Annotated in this window: 18 protein-coding genes; 8 read left to right on the top strand and 10 right to left on the bottom strand. The window is 64.2% G+C overall.

The annotated features are described in order from the left end of the window. The first annotated feature begins 85 nt into the window (after positions 1-85). The 3 genes from CAG34_RS06270 to CAG34_RS06280 all read left to right on the top strand — a co-directional run bounded on the left by CAG34_RS06270 (position 86) and on the right by CAG34_RS06280 (position 4,576). Positions 86-1,012: a hydrogen peroxide-inducible genes activator gene (locus CAG34_RS06270; protein WP_013974805.1), complete on the top strand. Its 927-nt coding sequence runs from the start codon at positions 86-88 to the stop codon at positions 1,010-1,012. 3 nt (positions 1,013-1,015) lie between these two features. Continuing rightward, positions 1,016-3,094: an ATP-dependent DNA helicase RecG gene (gene recG, locus CAG34_RS06275; protein WP_025341120.1), complete on the top strand. Its 2,079-nt coding sequence runs from the start codon at positions 1,016-1,018 to the stop codon at positions 3,092-3,094. 78 nt (positions 3,095-3,172) lie between these two features. Next, on the top strand, positions 3,173-4,576 hold the full coding sequence (locus CAG34_RS06280) for an aminoacyl-tRNA deacylase and HDOD domain-containing protein (protein WP_085588823.1): 1,404 nt from the start codon (positions 3,173-3,175) through the stop codon (positions 4,574-4,576). A 133-nt stretch (positions 4,577-4,709) separates the two neighbouring features. Here CAG34_RS06280 and CAG34_RS06285 read toward each other — a convergent pair whose 3' ends face one another. The 4 genes from CAG34_RS06285 to CAG34_RS06300 form a co-directional block, all read right to left on the bottom strand. Next, on the bottom strand, positions 4,710-5,084 hold the full coding sequence (locus CAG34_RS06285; RefSeq protein ID WP_025341122.1) for an SCP2 sterol-binding domain-containing protein: 375 nt from the start codon (positions 5,082-5,084) through the stop codon (positions 4,710-4,712). A 148-nt stretch (positions 5,085-5,232) separates the two neighbouring features. Beyond that, complete coding sequence (locus CAG34_RS06290; protein ID WP_085588825.1) at positions 5,233-5,532, bottom strand: HU family DNA-binding protein; 300 nt, start codon at positions 5,530-5,532, stop codon at positions 5,233-5,235. A 186-nt stretch (positions 5,533-5,718) separates the two neighbouring features. Beyond that, positions 5,719-6,867, bottom strand: a complete 1,149-nt coding sequence (locus CAG34_RS06295; protein WP_085588827.1) for an NAD(P)/FAD-dependent oxidoreductase — start codon at positions 6,865-6,867, stop codon at positions 5,719-5,721. A gap of 16 nt (positions 6,868-6,883) precedes the next feature. Beyond that, positions 6,884-7,051 (bottom strand): rubredoxin, encoded by a 168-nt coding sequence (locus CAG34_RS06300; protein ID WP_003253349.1) that lies wholly within the window; start codon positions 7,049-7,051, stop codon positions 6,884-6,886. Between the two features lie 230 nt (positions 7,052-7,281). Here CAG34_RS06300 and CAG34_RS06305 point away from each other — a divergent pair, with 230 nt between their 5' ends. Both CAG34_RS06305 and ubiA read left to right on the top strand, forming a co-directional pair. Further along, on the top strand, positions 7,282-7,839 hold the full coding sequence (locus CAG34_RS06305) for a chorismate lyase (protein WP_085588829.1): 558 nt from the start codon (positions 7,282-7,284) through the stop codon (positions 7,837-7,839). Beyond that, complete coding sequence (gene ubiA / locus CAG34_RS06310) at positions 7,839-8,729, top strand: 4-hydroxybenzoate octaprenyltransferase (RefSeq protein ID WP_015272345.1); 891 nt, start codon at positions 7,839-7,841, stop codon at positions 8,727-8,729. Before CAG34_RS06305 ends, ubiA begins: the two co-directional genes overlap by 1 nt. A 120-nt stretch (positions 8,730-8,849) precedes the next feature. Here ubiA and CAG34_RS06315 read toward each other — a convergent pair whose 3' ends face one another. After that, positions 8,850-9,221 carry a hypothetical protein gene (locus CAG34_RS06315; RefSeq protein ID WP_075046770.1) on the bottom strand — a complete coding sequence of 124 codons (372 nt, stop codon included), beginning with the start codon at positions 9,219-9,221 and terminating at the stop codon, positions 8,850-8,852. Positions 9,222-9,393: 172 nt separating this feature from the next. On the opposite strand from CAG34_RS06315, the gene phoB reads away from it, so the two are divergent. From phoB to CAG34_RS06330, 3 genes are all read left to right on the top strand, one after another. Further along, on the top strand, positions 9,394-10,083 hold the full coding sequence (phoB, locus tag CAG34_RS06320) for a phosphate regulon transcriptional regulator PhoB (protein ID WP_003253341.1): 690 nt from the start codon (positions 9,394-9,396) through the stop codon (positions 10,081-10,083). A 48-nt stretch (positions 10,084-10,131) separates the two neighbouring features. Beyond that, on the top strand, positions 10,132-11,439 hold the full coding sequence (gene phoR, locus CAG34_RS06325; protein WP_025341127.1) for a phosphate regulon sensor histidine kinase PhoR: 1,308 nt from the start codon (positions 10,132-10,134) through the stop codon (positions 11,437-11,439). 173 nt (positions 11,440-11,612) lie between these two features. After that, complete coding sequence (locus CAG34_RS06330; protein WP_013974815.1) at positions 11,613-12,953, top strand: hemolysin family protein; 1,341 nt, start codon at positions 11,613-11,615, stop codon at positions 12,951-12,953. A 117-nt stretch (positions 12,954-13,070) separates the two neighbouring features. On the opposite strand, the gene CAG34_RS06335 is transcribed toward CAG34_RS06330, so the two are convergent. The 5 genes from CAG34_RS06335 to pstA all read right to left on the bottom strand — a co-directional run bounded on the left by CAG34_RS06335 (position 13,071) and on the right by pstA (position 18,688). Continuing rightward, entirely contained in the window at positions 13,071-13,967 is an 897-nt protein-coding gene (locus CAG34_RS06335) for a M23 family metallopeptidase (protein ID WP_085588831.1), read from the bottom strand. Between the two features lie 198 nt (positions 13,968-14,165). Further along, a complete protein-coding gene (locus tag CAG34_RS06340; RefSeq protein ID WP_025341128.1) occupies positions 14,166-15,062 on the bottom strand; it encodes a response regulator in 897 nt (298 codons plus the stop codon). 164 nt (positions 15,063-15,226) lie between these two features. Next, on the bottom strand, positions 15,227-15,997 hold the full coding sequence (gene phoU, locus CAG34_RS06345; protein WP_013974818.1) for a phosphate signaling complex protein PhoU: 771 nt from the start codon (positions 15,995-15,997) through the stop codon (positions 15,227-15,229). Positions 15,998-16,165: 168 nt separating this feature from the next. Continuing rightward, positions 16,166-16,999, bottom strand: coding sequence for a phosphate ABC transporter ATP-binding protein PstB (pstB, locus tag CAG34_RS06355; RefSeq protein ID WP_003258171.1), 834 nt, complete (start codon positions 16,997-16,999; stop codon positions 16,166-16,168). Positions 17,000-17,071: 72 nt separating this feature from the next. Further along, positions 17,072-18,688 (bottom strand): phosphate ABC transporter permease PstA, encoded by a 1,617-nt coding sequence (pstA, locus tag CAG34_RS06360; RefSeq protein ID WP_178080868.1) that lies wholly within the window; start codon positions 18,686-18,688, stop codon positions 17,072-17,074. Positions 18,689-18,759 lie beyond the last annotated feature (71 nt).

The following is an 18,759-nucleotide window of genomic DNA, read 5'->3' on the forward strand; positions in this document are numbered from 1 at the left end:
TTCTGTCACAAATCGGCAAGTCTGATAACGTGCGTCTATCGATTGCAGCCGCTATGCTGGGCTCGCAACTTCATGGACGCACGTTATGACCCTCACAGAATTACGCTACATCGTCACACTCGCCCAGGAACAGCACTTCGGCCATGCCGCCGAACGCTGCCACGTGAGCCAGCCGACCCTGTCGGTCGGTGTGAAGAAGCTCGAGGATGAGCTTGGCGTGCTGATCTTCGAGCGCAGCAAGAGCGCGGTCCGCCTGACCCCTGTCGGCGAAAGCATCGTCGCCCAGGCGCAAAAGGTACTGGAGCAGGCCCAGGGCATTCGCGAGCTGGCCCAGGCCGGCAAGAACCAGCTGACCGCCCCGCTCAAGGTCGGTGCCATCTACACCGTCGGCCCGTACCTGTTCCCGCACCTGATCCCTCAGCTGCACCGCGTGGCGCCGCAGATGCCGCTGTACATCGAAGAGAACTTCACCCATGTACTGCGCGAAAAGCTGCGCAACGGCGAACTGGATGCGGTGATCATCGCCCTGCCGTTCAACGAAGCCGACGTGCTGACCCTGCCGCTGTACGATGAACCGTTCTGCGCCCTGATGCCGGCCGACCACCCGTGGACGGCGAAAAAGACCATCGACACCGCCATGCTCAACGACAAGAGCCTGTTGCTGCTCGGTGAAGGCCACTGCTTCCGCGACCAGGTGCTGGAAGCCTGCCCAACGCTGAACAAGGGCGGTGAAGGCTCCAAGCACACCACGGTCGAGTCCAGCTCGCTGGAAACCATCCGCCACATGGTGGCCTCGGGCCTTGGCGTGTCGATCCTGCCGCTGTCGGCGGTGCACAGCCACCACTACGCCCCCGGCGTCATCGAGGTTCGCCCACTGACCGCACCGGCACCATTCCGCACCGTGGCCATCGCCTGGCGCGCCAGCTTCCCACGGCCGAAGGCCATCGAGATCCTCGCCGACTCGATCCGCCTGTGCTCGGTCGCCAAAGCCCCTGCGGAACAACCGGCCTGAGTCATGAGTGAGCTGTCGAAGGTCCCGGTCACGGTACTCAAGGGGGTTGGCGAGGCCATGGCGGAGAAACTCGCCAAGGTCGGCCTGGAGAACCTGCAGGATGTGCTGTTCCACCTGCCCCTGCGCTACCAGGACCGCACCCGCGTGGTGCCGATCGGCCAACTGCGCCCTGGCCAGGACGCGGTGATCGAGGGCGTGGTCAGCGGCGCCGACGTGACCATGGGCAAGCGCCGCAGCCTGGTGGTGCGCCTAGGTGACGGCAGCGGCGTGCTGAGCCTGCGCTTCTACCACTTCAGCAACGCGCAGAAGGAAGGCCTCAAGCGTGGTACCCACCTGCGCTGCTACGGTGAAGCCCGCCCCGGCGCCTCGGGCCTGGAAATCTACCACCCGGAGTACCGCGCACTGAACGGCGACGAGCCGCCGCCACCGGTCGAGCAGACCCTGACGCCGATCTACCCGTCCACCGAAGGCCTTACCCAGCAACGCCTGCGCCTGCTGTGCCAGCAGAGCCTGGGCCTGCTCGGCCCGCGCAGCCTGCCGGACTGGCTGCCCGACGAACTGGCCCGGGACTACCAGCTGGCGCCGCTGGACGATGCCATCCGCTACCTGCACAACCCGCCGGCCGACGCCGACCTCGACGAGCTTGCCGAAGGCCAGCACTGGGCCCAGCACCGCCTGGCCTTCGAAGAACTGCTGACCCACCAGCTGTCGCAGCAACGCCTGCGCGAAAGCCTGCGCAGCCTGCGCGCGCCGGTGCTGCCCAAGGCCCAGCGCCTGCAGGCGCAGTACCTGGCCAACCTGGGCTTCCAGCCGACCGGCGCGCAGCAGCGGGTGGCCAACGAAATTGCCTACGACCTCAGCCAGCACGAGCCGATGATGCGCCTGGTACAGGGCGATGTGGGTGCCGGCAAGACCGTGGTCGCCGCCCTGGCCGCGCTGCAGGCCCTGGAGGCCGGCTACCAGGTGGCCTTGATGGCGCCCACCGAGATCCTCGCCGAACAGCACTACATCACCTTCAAGCGCTGGCTCGAACCGCTGGGCATCGAAGTGGCCTGGCTGGCCGGCAAGCTCAAGGGCAAGGCTCGGGCAGGCGCCCTGGAGCAGATCGCCAACGGTGCGCCAATGGTGGTCGGCACCCATGCGCTGTTCCAGGAAGAGGTGAAGTTCAAGCACCTGGCCCTGGCGATCATCGATGAACAACACCGTTTTGGCGTGCAGCAACGCCTGGCCCTGCGCAAGAAGGGCGTGGCCGGGGAATTGTGCCCGCACCAGCTGATCATGACCGCCACGCCCATTCCACGCACCCTGGCCATGAGCGCCTACGCCGACCTGGACACCTCGGTGCTCGACGAGCTGCCGCCCGGGCGCACCCCGGTGAACACCGTGCTGGTGGCCGACAGCCGCCGCTTCGAAGTGGTCGAGCGGGTGCGCGCCGCCTGCGCCGAAGGGCGCCAGGCCTATTGGGTGTGCACCCTGATCGAAGAATCCGAAGAGCTGACCTGCCAAGCCGCCGAAAGCACCTACGAGGAGCTGGGCAGTGCCCTGGGCGAGCTGCGGGTGGGGCTGATCCACGGGCGCATGAAGCCGGCGGAAAAGGCCGAGATCATGGCCGAGTTCAAGGCCGGCAACCTGCAGTTGCTGGTCGCCACCACGGTCATCGAGGTGGGCGTGGACGTGCCCAACGCCAGCCTGATGATCATCGAGAACCCCGAGCGCCTGGGCCTGGCCCAGTTGCACCAGCTGCGCGGCCGGGTTGGCCGGGGCAGCGCCGTCAGCCATTGCGTGCTGCTGTACCACCCGCCACTGTCGCAGATCGGCCGCGAGCGCCTAGGGATCATGCGGGAAACCAACGACGGCTTCATCATCGCCGAGAAAGATCTGGAACTGCGTGGCCCTGGCGAGATGCTCGGCACGCGCCAGACCGGCCTGTTGCAGTTCAAGGTCGCCGACCTGATGCGCGACGCCGACCTGCTGCCGGCCGTGCGCGACGCCGCCCAGGCCCTGATCGCACGCTGGCCGGAGCACGTCAGCCCACTGCTCGATCGCTGGCTGCGTCATGGCCAGCAATATGGCCAAGTGTGACGCTGGTCCCATAATGGATCCAGTTTTGCCCCCAGGCTGGTTATACTTCGCGTTTAAAAGAATCAGTGGATACGGACCATGACTGAAGTTGCCCTGGACACCGCAACCCCACACGCTCCCTCGGTCATCCGGCTGCTGCTCGACAAACTCGGCGTGGCCTACCGCGAGGTGATCGAACATCCGCACCTGCCGGCAGCGTCGCGGGTACAGGCCGTGCTGCTCGACGACGAGGTCGGCGCCCTGATGGTGCTGTTCCCGCAGAGCCAGCTGCTGGACCTCAACCGCCTGGCCGAACTGACCGGGCGCAAGCTCACCGCGGTGTCGGTGCCGCGCCTGAAGCAGATGCTGGACAAGCACCAGCTCAAGGCCCTGCCGGGCATCCCGGCGCTGACCAGCTCGCCGTGCCAGTACGAAAAGAGCCTGCTCGACGCCGATAAAGTGTTGATCCAGTCTGGCGAAGCCGGCCTGCTGCTGGAAATCGAACGCGCGCACTTCAAGCGCATGCTGGTCAAGGCCAGCGCCAGCAGCTTCGGCCAGGAAGTCGAGGCCATCAGCCCCAACCTCGACCGCCCCGATGATGACACCCGGGAAATCACCAACGCTGTCCAGGCCTTCACTGCCCGGCGCATCCAGAAGCGCCTGGAAGAAACCATCGAAATCCCGCCGCTGGCCGACACCGCGCAAAAGATCATCAAGCTGCGGGTAGACCCCAACGCCAGCATCGACGATATCACCGGCGTGGTCGAAACCGACCCGGCGCTGGCAGCACAGGTGGTGAGCTGGGCGGCATCGCCCTACTACGCCTCACCTGGCAAGATCCGCTCGGTAGAAGATGCCATCGTGCGTGTGCTGGGCTTCGACCTGGTGATCAACCTGGCCCTGGGCCTGGCGCTGGGCAAGACCCTGAGCCTGCCGAAAGACCACCCGCAGCAAGCCACGCCGTACTGGCAGCAGTCGATCTACACCGCCGCGATCATCGAAGGCCTGACCCGCGCCATGCCACGGGCCGAGCGCCCCGAGGCCGGCCTGACCTACCTGGCCGGGCTGCTGCACAACTTTGGCTACCTGCTGTTGGCGCACGTTTTCCCGCCGCACTTCTCGCTGATCTGCCGCCACCTGGAGGTCAACCCGCATCTGTGCCACACCTACGTGGAACAACACCTGCTGGGCATCAGCCGCGAGCAGATCGGTGCCTGGTTGATGAAGCTGTGGGACATGCCGGAAGAACTGTCCACCGCGCTGCGCTTCCAGCACGACCCGGCCTATGAAGGCGAGTTTTCGGCGTTCCCCAACCTGGTGTGCCTGGCCACCCGCCTGCTGCGCTCGCGGGGGATTGGCTCGGGGCCGCAGCAGGAGATTCCAGACGAGTTGCTGGAGCGGCTGGGGATTACCCGGGACAAGGCCGAGGATGTAGTGAACAAGGTGCTCGAGGCAGAGAGCCTGCTGCGTGAACTGGCTTCGCAGTTCCACACACCTCACTGATATCAAATGGGGCCGCTTTGCGGCCCAATCGCCGGCAAGCCAGCTCCCACAGGGATAGCACTGCCCTCAGGCCTGTGTCGAACCTGTGGGAGCTGGCTTGCCGGCGATTGGGCTGCAAAGCAGCCCTACAATTTCAGCCCTTCTTCTTCGGCTTCAGGTACTTCATCAACCCCTGGAACCACATCACCAGCGCCGGGTTGCCCTTGATCTGGATGTGCTTGTCTTGAATCCCCTGCATGAACGCCAACTGCTTGTTACCTGCCTGCATGGTGGCGAAGCCATAGGCGGCGTCCTTGAAGGCAATGGCGAACGCCGGCTGCGGGTGCGCGCCGCCCTTGCTGCTGACGCGTTCGTTGTTGACGATGAAGTGCCGGGCGACCTTGCCGTCCAGGGTCTGCATCTGGAACACCAGGTCCTTGCCCTTTAGCTGCTGCTGGAACGCCGGGTTGTTGCGGCTGGCCCTGGCCATCAACAGCCCCATGGCCCAGAGAAGAAAGCGGAACTTCATCAACGCGCCTCGAATTAAAAGTGACTAAGGCGCGCAGTCTATCCTTTTACGGAACTATTTATCCAAGTTCGAAACATTTTGCCTGCAGAAAGCACAACGGGCGCCCTGGGGCGCCCGCTTGGCTGACACTGGGGTTGTCAGGGAGCGATCACTTGCCTTTCTTGGCCGGCTTGACGGGGGCGTTGACGCTGTCGCGCAGGTTCTTGCCTGGCTTGAAAGCCACGGTATTGCTGGCCTTGATCTTGACCGGTTCACCGGTTTGCGGGTTCTTGCCGGTACGCGCACCGCGATGACGTTTTTCGAAGGTGCCGAAACCGACCAGGGTCACGGTGTCCCTGTCCAGGGCACCCGTGATGCTGTCGAGAATCGCGTTCAAAACCTGATTGGCCTTTTCCTTGGTCAGATCGGCCTTTTCGGCGATGACGGCGGCGAGTTCTGGTTTGCGCATAGTGAAGCCTCTTTGACGGAATTCTTGTTGTTATGCCGTGCTGCCCTGGGAGCAGCGCTCAAGGCACCGCAGGCTCTAATCTGCGGCAGACGGAAGTGAGGATGGCACGTGCACAGGGGCCGCGCCAGTATCTGGGCGGCCATTGTGCTAGCAACAACAGGATAAATCCGACAGAACGCCAGCTATTTACGCCATCACGGCCGGCAGCTGGCGATTCAGGGCCAGCTTTTCCATCACGGCCGCCCCGGTGAGGGCGTAGCCCAGCAACTTGCCCTCTGCATCAAGGCAGAGCACCTTGAGGTCACTGCCCTGCCCCTCTACCTGCCAGGTGCCTTCGTGGCCCTGGGGCGGCGGCGAGACCACCAGCGGGCAGGCCGGGGTTTTCACGGTGATCGGCATCGGCCCGTAGGCGACCGTTGTCGGCTTGCCGGCCAGGGTTTGCGCCAGGGCCCGGGCACAGCTCATCAGCGGCATCACATAGAGCAGGTTGATGCCATCGACTTCGGCACAGTCGCCAAGGGCGAATATGTTGGCGTGGGACGTGCGCAACTGGCGGTCCACGCAAACGCCGCGGTTGGTCTGCAGGCCAGCGGCTGCGGCCAGGTCGGTGCGCGGGCGCAGGCCGATGGCCGAAACCACCAGGTCGCAGGCGATCACGCTGCCGTCGGACAGGTGCGCCTCCAGGCCTTGGGCCACCTGCTGCAGGCGGGTCAGTACCGGGCCGAGGTGAAAGCGCACGCCCAGGCCTTCCAGCCCGGCCTGCACGGCAGTGGCAGCGGCCGGGTGCAGCAGGGTCGGCATGACTTGCTCGCACGGCGCTACCACATCGACCTGGAAGCCGCCCAGGCTCATGTCGTTGGCGAATTCGCAGCCGATCAGGCCGGCACCGAGGATCAGCACGCGCTGTTTGCCGACGGCGGCGGCACGGAAGCGCGCGTAGTCTTCCAGGTCGTTGATCGGGAACACCCGATCGCCACCATCACCTTCGATCGGCACCTGCACCGTCTGCGCGCCCCAGGCCAGCACCAGGTCGCGGTATTCCACCGCCTCTTCACCTATCCACAAACGCTTGTGGCCCGGGTCGATGCCGCTGATGCGGGTATGGGTGCGAATCTCGGCATTCAGTTGCTCGGCCATGGCGCCCGGCTCGGCCATGCACAGGCCGTCGGCGTCCTTCTGCTTGGCAAAGCCGGTGGACAGCATGGGCTTGGAGTAGGAACGACCGTCATCGGCGGTGATCAGCAGCAGCGGCGTCTGCGCATCGAGCTTGCGAAATTCACGGGCCAGGTTGTAGCCCGCAAGGCCGGTACCGATGATTACCACAGGGGACGTCATGTCGTGCTTTCCTCGATTAGCCGATGGAGATCATTTCAAAGTCGCTCTTGCCCACGCCGCAGTCGGGGCACAGCCAGTCTTCAGGCACGTCTTCCCAGCGGGTGCCGGGGGCGATGCCGTCGTCTGGCCAGCCTTCGGCTTCGTCGTAGATCAGGCCACAGACAATACATTGCCACTTTTTCATGGGGGTGGGTTTCCTCGGTTCAGGCTGGAGCTTTGTGTTGCTGCTGATGGCCTCTTCGCGGGCATGCCCGCTCCCACAGGAATTGTGCATAACCTGTAGGAGCGGGCGCGCCCGCGAAGAGGCCAGCGCGCAATTCGTGGGGCTTTGTAGCGGCCCTGTCGGCAGTATGCAAGCAGTCGGGGCAATCATGCTAAGCTCGCCGCCTCTCTGGTTGTAACAAGCAGACCGACGTGTCGTACGAATCCCCGCAAGCAGCCGCTGTCGCGTGGCTGCCGTATTCACGGCTGGCGACCGACATCGACCAGCCCACCCTTGACTGGCTGTTCGACGAGGGCTCGCTGACCCGCCGCCTGACCCGCCTGTCCAACGATCATTTCTCCGTCACCCCGCTGTTCGAGGGCTGGCGGCCGCTGCGCGATGACGAATGCCAGGCACTGGGCATCGCCGCTGGCGCCGAAGGCTGGGTGCGTGAGGTGTACCTGCGCGGCCATGGCCAACCCTGGGTGTTCGCCCGCAGCGTCGCCAGCCGCAGCGCCCTGGAGCGCGGCGGGCTGGACCTGGAAACCCTGGGCAGCCGTTCGCTGGGCGAGTTGCTGTTCTGTGACCAGGCGTTCATCCGCCACCCCATCGAGGTGTGCAGTTATCCACAGGCCTGGCTGCCGGGCGAAGCCGCCCACGCGGCGCTGTGGGGCCGCCGTTCGCGCTTCGAACGTGGCGGCCTGGACCTGCTGGTGGCAGAGGTGTTTCTGCCAGCATTGTGGCAAGCGGCCAAGGAGGAAAACCGCTGATGTACCTGCAACTGCTCAAGTCACTCAACCGCCTGCACCCGCGGGCCTGGGACTTCGTCCAGCTCAGCCGCATGGACCGGCCAATTGGTATCTACCTGCTGCTATGGCCGACCTTGTCGGCGGTGTGGATTGCCGGCAACGGTTCACCAACCCTGGCCAACGTGCTGATCTTCGGCCTCGGTGTGGTGCTGATGCGCGCTGCAGGTTGCTGCATCAACGACTTTGCCGACCGCAAGGTGGACGGCCACGTCAAACGTACCGCCGACCGCCCCCTGGCCAGCGGCCGGGTCCGCCCGCGCGAAGCACTGGCGCTGTTCGCCATCCTGGTCGGAGTGAGCTTCCTGCTGGTGCTGTGTACCAACAGCCGCACGGTTTGGCTGTCGTTCGGTGCGGTGGCACTGGCGTTCTGCTACCCGTTCATGAAGCGCTACACCTATTACCCGCAGGTGGTGCTGGGGGCGGCGTATTCCTGGGGCATTCCCATGGCCTTCACCGCAGCGGGTGGCGAGTTGCCGGCCAGCGCCTGGCTGCTGTATATCGCCAACCTGCTGTGGACGGTGGGCTACGACACCTACTACGCCATGGTCGACCGTGATGACGACCTGAAGATAGGCGTGAAGTCGACCGCTATCCTGTTCGGCGACGCAGACCGCACCATCATCCTGACCTTGCAGCTGCTGTCGCTGGGCTGCCTGTTGCTGGCCGGCAGCCGCTTCGAGCTGGGTGGCTGGTTCCACCTGGGGCTGCTGGGCGCGGCGGCGTGCTTTGCCTGGGAGTACTGGTCGACGCGCAAGCTGGACCGGGAGTCGTGCTTCAAGGCGTTTCTGCACAATCACTGGGCGGGGATGCTGGTGTTTATCGGGGTAGTATTGGATTACGCACTGCGTTGAAGCTGAGGGCCCTATCGCCGGCAAGCCAGCTCCCACAGGTGCAGCGCTGCCTTTACAGCTTGCGCATAACCTGTGGGAGCTGGCTTGCCGGCGATGGGCCGCAAAGCGGCCCCGGCAATCTCAAGGCTTGGCAACGTGCCAGACGTCCTTCATGCCGTCACCGGTCATATCGCCGGCCTTCTTGTCCTTGACGAAGGTGTACAGCGGCTTGCCGTCATAGGCCCACTGCTTGCTGCCATCATCGCGCATCACCACTGTCCACTTGTCCTTGGCCGGTTCGTCATTGGCCTTGACCATCAGCGGCGGCCAGTTGGTGGCGCACTCGCCATTGCACATCGACTTGCCGCCCGCATCCTTGTCGAAGGTGTACAGGGTCATGCCGGCATGATCGACCAACATCCCGCCCTTCTCCATCGCATGGTCGGCCAAGGCCACCCCCGGGAGCGCCAGCGCAGTGAAAAGGGCCATCCAGCTCAGCGTTTGTCGTGTCATTGGATTCACCATTGTTTCGGGGGGATTGAGTTCTGGTTGCCACAACTACGGCCCTTTCAAGCCTAGTTCAGTCATGGAATGTCGCCAGAACGGCCAACACCCTGTCACACAGCTGCAATAATTCCGTTATCTAATGCGGGCCAAGACACCGTATCCAGGAGAGGTTTTGAGCATGGTTGGCAGGAACATTCTGATCGTCGACGACGAAGCACCAATTCGCGAGATGATCGCCGTTGCCCTGGAAATGGCCGGCTATGACTGCCTGGAAGCGGAAAACTCCCAACAGGCCCACGCGATCATCGTCGACCGCAAACCGGACCTGATCCTGCTCGACTGGATGCTGCCGGGCACCTCCGGCATCGAGCTGGCCCGCCGCCTCAAGCGCGACGAGCTGACCGGCGACATCCCGATCATCATGCTCACCGCCAAGGGTGAAGAGGACAACAAGATTCAGGGCCTGGAAGTGGGCGCCGACGACTACATCACCAAGCCGTTCTCGCCGCGTGAACTGGTCGCCCGCCTGAAAGCCGTGCTGCGCCGCACCGGCCCGAGCGACAGCGAGGCACCGATCGAAGTCGGCGGTCTGCTGCTCGACCCGATCAGCCACCGCGTGACCATCGACGGCAAGCCGGCCGAGATGGGCCCTACCGAATACCGCCTGCTGCAGTTCTTCATGACCCACCAGGAGCGCGCCTACACCCGTGGCCAGCTGCTGGACCAGGTGTGGGGCGGTAACGTCTATGTCGAAGAGCGCACCGTCGACGTACACATCCGCCGCCTGCGCAAGGCGCTGGGTGAAGCCTACGAAAATCTGGTACAAACCGTCCGGGGCACCGGCTACCGCTTCTCGACCAAGAGCTGATCGAGCTGAAAAGCGCCAAGCTGCACGTCGTTGTACAAGGACCGTCAATTGAACCAGAACTGGCACGCGACCCTGATTCGCCACCTGCTGCTGCTGATAACCGTCTGCCTGATCGGCGGGCTGGTCAGCGGCTACTATGGCTGGAGCCTGGCCATCGGCCTGGCGCTCTACCTGGGCTGGACCCTCAAGCAACTGCTGCGCCTGCATGACTGGCTGCGCAACCACCAACCCGACGAAGCACCGCCCGATGGCTACGGCCTGTGGGGCGAAGTGTTCGACAGCATCTATCACCTGCAACGCCGCGACCAGCGCGTGCGCGGCCGCCTGCAGGCGGTGATCGACCGGGTGCAGGAGTCTACCGCCGCGCTGCGTGACGCGGTGATCATGCTGGACAGTGACGGCAACCTGGAATGGTGGAACCGCGCCGCCGAGACCCTGCTGGGTTTCAAGACCCCACAGGACGGCGGCCAGCAGGTGACCAACCTGGTGCGCCACCCGCGCTTCAAGGAATACTTCGAGGCGGAGAACTACCTCGAGCCGCTGGAAATCCCCTCGCCGATCAACGACCGCATGCGCGTGCAGCTGCACATCACCCGCTACGGCAACAACGAGCACCTGATGCTGGTGCGCGATGTTACCCGCATCCACCAGCTGGAGCAGATGCGCAAGGACTTCGTCGCCAACGTATCCCACGAGCTGCGCACGCCGCTGACGGTGATCACCGGCTACCTGGAAACCCTGCTGGACAACGTCGAAGACGTGAACCCGCGCTGGGGCCGAGCCCTGCAGCAGATGAGCCAGCAAGGCTCGCGCATGCAGACACTGCTCAACGACCTGCTGCTGTTGGCCAAGCTGGAGGCCACCGACTACCCGTCGGACAACCAGCCAGTGGCGGTCGATGCCTTGCTCGCAGCGATCAAGAACGACGCCCAGGCCCTGTCCGGGCCCCGCAACCAGCGCATCACCCTGGAAGCCGCGCCCGGCGTGCAGCTGAAAGGCAGCGAGTCGGAGCTGCGCAGTGCCTTTTCCAACCTGGTGTTCAATGCGGTCAAGTACACCCAGGACGAAGGCAGCATCCGTATTCGCTGGTGGGCCGATGCCCAGGGCGCGCACCTGTCGGTGCAGGACTCGGGGGTGGGCATCGATGCCAAGCACCTGCCACGCCTGACCGAGCGCTTCTACCGGGTCGATTCCAGCCGTGCGTCGAATACCGGCGGCACCGGGCTGGGGCTGGCGATCGTCAAGCATGTGCTTATGCGCCACCGCGGCAAGCTGGAGATCAGCAGCGTGCCGGGGCATGGCAGTACCTTTACCTGTCACTTCGCGCCGGCACAATTGGCCAACGGCAAGGCTTGAGATCGGGGCTGCTGCGCAGCCCTTCGCGGGCACGCCCGCTCCCACAGGGACCGCAATAAGTCCGCCACCCTTTGCTTTTACGGCCCCAGCCGCTACATTGGACCCCCTGTGCCAGCAAGAGCTGGCACTTTTTTTCTCTCTATCTCGAAGACGGACCCCGTAAAAACTCCATCATGGACCCTTCCCCTGGTATCAGCCTCACCTCGTTATTCGCCGACTTCGGCATGATCATCTTTGCCTTGCTCCTGGTGCTGCTCAACGGCTTCTTCGTTGCCGCCGAGTTCGCCATGGTCAAGCTGCGCGCCACCCGCGTCGAGTCCATCGCCGAGCTGCACGGCTGGCGTGGCAGCATCCTGCGCAAGGTACACAACCAGCTCGACGCCTACCTGTCGGCCTGCCAGCTGGGCATCACCCTCGCCTCGCTGGGACTGGGCTGGGTCGGTGAACCGGCATTCGCCCACCTGCTCGAGCCGCTGCTGGCCTACCTGGGCGTGGACACGCCCGAGCTGATCAAGGCCATCTCGTTCTTCGTCGCCTTCTTCGTCATCTCGTACCTGCACATCGTGGTCGGCGAGCTGGCGCCCAAGTCCTGGGCCATCCGCAAGCCCGAGCTGCTGTCGCTGTGGACCGCCGTGCCGCTGTACCTGTTCTACTGGGTGATGTACCCGGCCATCTACCTGCTCAATGCCAGCGCCAACACCATCCTGCGCATTGCCGGCCAGGGCGAGCCCGGCCCACACCACGAGCACCACTACAGCCGTGAAGAGCTCAAGCTGATCCTGCACTCCAGCCGTGGCCAGGACCCGAGCGACCAAGGCATGCGCGTGCTGGCCTCGGCTGTGGAAATGGGCGAGCTGGAGGTGGTCGACTGGGCCAACTCGCGCGAGGACATGGTCAGCATCGACGCCCATGCGCCGTTGAAGCAGATCCTGGCCCTGGTGCGCCGCCACAAGTTCAGCCGCTACCCGGTGTACGACGCCGAGCGTGAAGAATTCACCGGCCTGCTGCACATCAAGGACCTGCTGCTGGAGCTGGCCGAACTCGAGCACCTGCCCGAAACCATCGACCTCGACGACCTGGCACGGCCACTGGAGCGCGTGTCGCGGCACATGCCGCTGGCGCAGTTGCTGGAGCAGTTCCGCAAGGGCGGCGCGCACTTCGTGCTGGTGGAGGAAGCCGATGGCAAGGTGATTGGCTACCTGACCATGGAAGACGTGCTGGAAGTGCTGGTGGGCGACATCCAGGACGAGCACCGCAAGACCGAGCGCGGCATCCTCGCCTACCAGCCGGGCAAGCTGCTGGTGCGTGGCGACACGCCGCTGTTCAAGGTCGAGCGCCTGCTGGGCGTCGACCTTGACCATATCGAGGCGGAAACCCTCGCCGGGCTGGTCTACGAGACGCTCAAGCGCGTGCCTGAAGAAGAGGAAGTGCTGGAGGTCGAAGGGCTGCGCATCATCATCAAGAAGATGAAAGGGCCGAAGATCGTGCTGGCCAAGGTGCTCAAGCTGGATTGAGGGCCAGGGGGCTGCTTTGCAGCCCATCGCGACGCAAGGCCGCTCCTACAGGGGTTCGCGTATCCCTGTAGGAGCGGCCTTGTGTCGCGATAGGGCCGCAAAGCGGCCCCAAAAATCTCAAGGGTTACCCGCAGTGAAGTCAGGCAACCCTCCGATCGGCCTGTCGAACCGATAAGGTATCGACTCCAGCGCCAACCCCACATTGCGCTGCACCACGAAATGCAGGTGGGGCCCGGTGCTGTTGCCGGTATTGCCCGACTTGGCCAGCATCTGCCCCTGCCGCACCCGTTGCCCCTCTGCCACCACCACCGAACCGCGCATCAGGTGCAGGTACACGCTCATAGTGCCGTCCGGGTGCAGGATCCTGACGAAATTGCCCGACGGGTTGGGGCCGCGCCCGCTCTGGCTGTTCTCCGTCTTCACCACCACCCCTTCCCGCGCCGCGATGATGGTGGTGCCTTCGGGCATGGCGATATCCATGGCATAACGCCCCTTGGGCCCAAAATGACTGACCCGGCCATTGGGGCCCTGGGTCACGCGGAACGGCCCGCCAATCCAGGGGAATGCATAGCGGAAGCCCTGGGGCCGCTTGCCCGGGTCGCCCATGGCCTGCAGCAGGGTCGAGCGGTAGTTCAGCAACATCCCGGGCCGCCCCCTGAGCACGCTGAGCATTTGCGTGGTGCGCGGCGGCAGTACCCGGCGCACGGTACGCGGGGCATTGCCACCTTGTGCGTTCACCAGGTTGTCCAGGCGCAGCTCTACCTCCACCGGCACATGCAGCTGGTTGCGGGCCGAAAAGCTCACGCCGCCGTTGAAGGTTATCGCGTTCAGCAGCACCTGGCCTTCGGGCACTTCGACCATGGGTACGCGCCGCACAAAGGTTTTGGCACCGGGGCCGGGCCGATCGGAATAGGAGGTCACACGGCCATCATCGGTGATCTCGTAGATAGTCATGCCCAGGCTCGACGCCGAGGCCATGAGCAATGCACAGAACAGCAGCAGGCGGGCGGGCATGATAGTGGCTTTTTGACAGTTATGATTTGTCGAAGCCTAGCAGGGGGTTTTGCGGTGGGTATGACAGTTGGTCGGATGGCGTCAACAGGACTGGCCCCATCGCCGGCAAGCCAGTTCCCACAGGAAATGCACAGGGCCAGAGGTTGACGCTGTACCTGTGGGAGCTGGCTTGCCGGCGATGGGGCCAGTAGTCATTACTCAGGCGCCCGGGGTGAAATGCTTCTGCGCCGTCCCGCGGGCAATCAGCCGCGACAGGTAGTCGAGCTTCTGGGCATCCTGGTCGACGAACTTGAAGGTCAGTTGCAACCAGTCACTGTCAGGCTTGGGTTCCAGTGCCGCGACGGCATGCAGGTAGCCGTTAAGGCGCGCGACTTCGGCGTTCTCGCCCTGCTCCAGGTCCAGCACTGCGCCTTCCAGCACTTGAGGCAGCGCTTCACCACGGCGCACCACCAGCAGGGCCTCTTTCAGGCTCAGCGCCTTGATCACGCATGGCTGCATGCCGCCGGCCAGGCGCAACTGGCCCTGGCCACGGCCGGTCGGCGCAGGAGCGGCGGGCCGGGGGGCATTGGCCACTGGCCTGGCGAGTGCAGGTGCCGGCGCTGGCGCCGTGACCTTCACCGCTTCAGGCTTGCCGGCTGTCAGCGCATTCAGCGAGTCATTGGCGAACGCCGAGTTGACCCGTGCCGGGCCGCTGGCCATCAGGCTGTCGAGCTTGCCGATCTTGGTCAGGGCCTTTTTCACCTTGGTCAGCAATTGCTCGTTGGTGAACGGCTTGCCGACAAAATCGGAAACGCCCGCCTGAATCGCCTGGATGACGTTTTCCTTGTCGCCACGGCTGGTCACCATGATGAACTGCAGGTTCTTCAACTCAGGCTGCTGGCGGCACCAGGTGAGCAGTTCCAGACCGGACATTTCCGGCATCTCCCAGTCGCACAGAACCAGGTCGAACGCTTCCTTGCCCAGCATGGCCATGGCCTTGCGACCGTTGACGGCGTCGTCGATGGTCATGCCCGGGAAGGCATTGCGCAGGCATTTGCGGACCAGGTCACGGATAAACGGGGCGTCATCCACGACCAGCACATTCACTTTACTCATCGATACTCCTTCTGAATCCCGACTAGCCTACCGCCGAATAATGGCCACTTGCTACAACCTGGTCACGCCGGGACTTCTTCACATCGTTCGCGGGTGCCTGCCGGCTCCTCGACCGCAAACGAAAACGCCCGGCCAAGGCCGGGCGTCGATGCTCGGGAGCAACCTTACTTATCGTCAGGTTCGGCCGGAACATTAGCGTTTTCGCCGTCGGAAACAGCAGTGCCCTGCACTTCTGCCGTCATGCGCTTGAGGCCCATGTGACGCACGTCGGTGCCGCGCACCAGGTAGATCACCAGCTCGGAGATGTTGCGCGCATGGTCGCCGATACGCTCCAGCGAACGCAGGACCCAGATAACGCTCAGTACCCGCGAGATCGAGCGCGGGTCTTCCATCATGTAGGTCACCAGCTCACGCAGGGCAGTCTTGTATTCACGGTCGATGGTCTTGTCGTACTGAGCCACCGACAGTGCCAGGTCGGCGTCGAAGCGGGCAAAGGCGTCCAGCGCGTCGCGGACCATGTTGCGTACCTGATCGCCGATGTGACGCACCTCGACATAGCCGCGCGGCGACTCGCCTTCCTCGCACAGCTGGATGGCGCGACGGGCGATCTTGGTCGACTCGTCACCGATGCGCTCCAGGTCGATCACCGATTTGGAGATGCTGATGATCAGGCGCAGGTCGGAGGCCGCCGGCTGACGACGGGCGAGGATGCGCAGGCACTCCTCGTCGATGTTGCGCTCCATCTGGTTGATCTGCTCGTCGACTTCGCGCACTTGCTGGGCCAGGCCCGAGTCGGCTTCGATCAGCGCAGTGACTGCGTCGTTGACCTGCTTTTCGACCAGGCCGCCCATGGCCAGCAGGTGGCTACGCACCTCTTCGAGCTCGGCGTTGAACTGCTGGGAAATGTGATGCGTAAGGCTTTCTTTGTTGATCATCGTTCGCTCCGCGAAGAAGCTGCAAGCTTCAATTTGTTCGTCTCGTTCCCTGGTTTGTGGGAGCGGGTTTACCCGCGAACACCGGCGAAGCCGGTGCCAGACACCGCGGCGCCTGCTTCGCGGGTAAACCCGCTCCCACAGGGGCCAGGTACCTATCCGGAGCGGCGATCAGCCGTAGCGACCGGTGATGTAGTCTTCGGTCTGCTTCTTCGCCGGGTTGGTGAACAGGGTGTCGGTATCCCCGAATTCGACCAGTTTGCCCATGTACATGAACGCGGTGTAGTCCGAAACACGGGCCGCCTGCTGCATGTTGTGGGTCACGATGACGATGGTGTACTTGGATTTCAATTCGTAGATCAGTTCCTCGACTTTCAGCGTCGAGATCGGGTCCAGTGCCGAGCACGGTTCGTCGAGCAGCAGCACTTCCGGCTCCACGGCGATGGTTCGGGCGATGACCAGACGCTGCTGCTGGCCACCGGACAGGCCCAGTGCCGAGTCGTGCAGGCGATCCTTGACCTCGTCCCACAGGGCCGCGCCCTTCAGCGCCCACTCGACCGCTTCGTCGAGCACGCGCTTCTTGTTGATGCCCTGGATGCGCAGGCCGTAGACCACGTTTTCGTAGATGGTCTTGGGGAACGGGTTGGGCTTCTGGAACACCATGCCCACACGGCGGCGCAGCTCGGCCACGTCTTCGCCCTTGCGGTAGATGTTGTTGCCGTACAGGTTGATGGCGCCTTCCACGCGGCAGCCGTCAACCAGGTCGTTCATGCGGTTGAAGGTGCGCAGCAGGGTCGACTTGCCGCAGCCGGACGGGCCGATGAAGGCGGTCACGCGCTGCTTGGGGATGTTCATCTGCACATCGAACAGCGCTTGTTTGTCGCCGTAGAACAGGCTCAGGCCCGGCACTTCGATGGCTACGGTCTCTTCGGCCAGGCGCAGGCTCTGCTTGTCGCGGCCCAGGGCAGACATGTCGATGCCGTGGGTATGGGATTCTTGCTGCATGGTCAACTCCATACGCTAACAATTCGTTTCAAAGGGCCGCCCGGCTCACGGGCGGCACGCTTGCAATCAGGATCAGCTGTCGAGGGCCTTGTACTTCTCGCGCAGGTGGTTACGGATCCACACCGCCGAGAGGTTGAGGGCCGCGATCACCAGCACCAGCAGCAACGCCGTGGCGTATACCAGCGGCCGCGCGGCTTCGACGTTGGGGCTCTGGAAGCCGACGTCATAGATGTGGAAGCCCAGGTGCATGATCTTCTGGTCCAGGTGCAGGTACGGGTAGTTCCCGTCCACCGGCAGCGACGGGGCCAGCTTCACCACACCTACCAGCATCAGCGGTGCCACTTCACCGGCGGCGCGGGCCACGGCGAGGATCATGCCGGTCATCATCGCCGGGCTGGCCATCGGCAGGACGATCTTCCACAGGGTCTCGGCCTTGGTCGCGCCCAGGGCCAGCGAGCCTTCGCGCACGGTACGCGGGATACGCGCCAGGCCTTCCTCGGTGGCCACGATCACCACCGGCACGGCCAGCAACGCCAGGGTCAGCGATGCCCACAGCAGGCCCGGGGTACCCAGGGTTGGCGCCGGCAGTGCCTCGGGGAAGAACAGGCGGTCGATCGAGCCACCCAGCACATAGACGAAGAAGCCCAGGCCGAACACGCCGTAGACGATCGCCGGTACACCGGCCAGGTTGTTCACCGCGATGCGGATCAGGCGGGTCACCGGGCCCTGTCTGGCGTATTCGCGCAGGTACACGGCAGCCAGCACACCGAACGGGGTGACGATCACGGCCATGATCAGGGTCATCATCACGGTACCGAAGATGGCCGGGAAGATACCGCCCTCGGTGTTGGCTTCACGCGGATCGTCGCTGAGGAACTCCCAGACCTTGGTAAAGTAGGCGCCCAGCTTGGTGAACCCCGACATGGCGTTCGGCTGGATGGCGTGCACCACCTTGCTGAGGTTGATTTCCACTTCACGGCCGTTGCCATCGCGGGCCACCAGGCTGTCGCGGGCGAAGGCCTGGTGCAAGCCGGTCAGGCGGTCTTCGATGGCCTTGTAGCGGCTGTTCAGCTCGGCGCGCTCGGCGTCCATGTCGGCCTGGGCGGCGGCGTCCAGCTTGCCGTCCAGCTCCAGCTTGCGCGCCTGCAGACGCAGGCGCTCGAGGCCATGGTTGATGGCACCGATGTCTTTCCTCTCGAGGCTTTGCAGTTCGCTGTTGAGCTGGTTGGCGCGCTTGAGGCGGGCCTGCAGCTCGGCCCAGGCGGCAGCACCTTCGGCGACCACGCGGCCTTCTTCCTTGACGCTGACCAGGTAGCCGTAGAAGTTGCCCCACTCGCGACGCTCCAGGGCAATCAGGTCGGCCGGGTGCTTTTCGTCGACCAGCCAGTCGCCGACCACCCAGGTGAAGTCGCTGCCGTTGAGGTCGCGGTTGCCCACCTTGATCAGCTCACGGGTCATGAACTCCGGGCCTTGGTCAGGCACTGGCAGGCCGGCGCCCTTCAGGCGGGCACGGGGTACTTCTTCCTTTTGCACCACTTCGCCAATGACGACGTGGTCGGCCTGGCCCGGCACCTTGTAGGTGGCCTGGACAAGATCGGCCGGCCAGAAGTGGCCCAGGCCGCGCACGGCAATCACCGCCAGCAGGCCAACGGTCATGATCACTGCCATGGCCACCGCGCCGCCGCTCATCCAGACGCCTGGGGCGCCGCTCTTGAACCAGCCTTTGAGGGAATCCTTTTTCACGGATCGCTACCTTTCTA

It is taken from the genome of Pseudomonas sp. B14(2017) (assembly GCF_002113255.1).
Lineage (GTDB): Bacteria > Pseudomonadota > Gammaproteobacteria > Pseudomonadales > Pseudomonadaceae > Aquipseudomonas > Aquipseudomonas putida_Z.

Excerpts from the sequence above, each read along its gene's own strand:
- CAG34_RS06270 (WP_013974805.1), top strand. The coding sequence starts at position 86 with ATGACCCTCACAGAATTACGCTACATCGTCACACTCGCCCAGGAACAG.
- CAG34_RS06300 (WP_003253349.1), bottom strand. The coding sequence starts at position 7,051 with ATGAAAAAGTGGCAATGTATTGTCTGTGGCCTGATCTACGACGAAGCC.
- pstB (WP_003258171.1), bottom strand. The coding sequence starts at position 16,999 with ATGCAGCAAGAATCCCATACCCACGGCATCGACATGTCTGCCCTGGGC.
- recG (WP_025341120.1), top strand. The coding sequence starts at position 1,016 with ATGAGTGAGCTGTCGAAGGTCCCGGTCACGGTACTCAAGGGGGTTGGC.
- phoU (WP_013974818.1), bottom strand. The coding sequence starts at position 15,997 with ATGATCAACAAAGAAAGCCTTACGCATCACATTTCCCAGCAGTTCAAC.
- CAG34_RS06335 (WP_085588831.1), bottom strand. The coding sequence starts at position 13,967 with ATGCCCGCCCGCCTGCTGCTGTTCTGTGCATTGCTCATGGCCTCGGCG.
- CAG34_RS06285 (WP_025341122.1), bottom strand. The coding sequence starts at position 5,084 with ATGAAGTTCCGCTTTCTTCTCTGGGCCATGGGGCTGTTGATGGCCAGG.
- ubiA (WP_015272345.1), top strand. The coding sequence starts at position 7,839 with ATGTACCTGCAACTGCTCAAGTCACTCAACCGCCTGCACCCGCGGGCC.
- phoB (WP_003253341.1), top strand. The coding sequence starts at position 9,394 with ATGGTTGGCAGGAACATTCTGATCGTCGACGACGAAGCACCAATTCGC.
- CAG34_RS06330 (WP_013974815.1), top strand. The coding sequence starts at position 11,613 with ATGGACCCTTCCCCTGGTATCAGCCTCACCTCGTTATTCGCCGACTTC.
- CAG34_RS06280 (WP_085588823.1), top strand. The coding sequence starts at position 3,173 with ATGACTGAAGTTGCCCTGGACACCGCAACCCCACACGCTCCCTCGGTC.
- CAG34_RS06295 (WP_085588827.1), bottom strand. The coding sequence starts at position 6,867 with ATGACGTCCCCTGTGGTAATCATCGGTACCGGCCTTGCGGGCTACAAC.
- CAG34_RS06340 (WP_025341128.1), bottom strand. The coding sequence starts at position 15,062 with ATGAGTAAAGTGAATGTGCTGGTCGTGGATGACGCCCCGTTTATCCGT.
- CAG34_RS06290 (WP_085588825.1), bottom strand. The coding sequence starts at position 5,532 with ATGCGCAAACCAGAACTCGCCGCCGTCATCGCCGAAAAGGCCGATCTG.
- CAG34_RS06315 (WP_075046770.1), bottom strand. The coding sequence starts at position 9,221 with ATGACACGACAAACGCTGAGCTGGATGGCCCTTTTCACTGCGCTGGCG.
- pstA (WP_178080868.1), bottom strand. The coding sequence starts at position 18,688 with ATGAGCGGCGGCGCGGTGGCCATGGCAGTGATCATGACCGTTGGCCTG.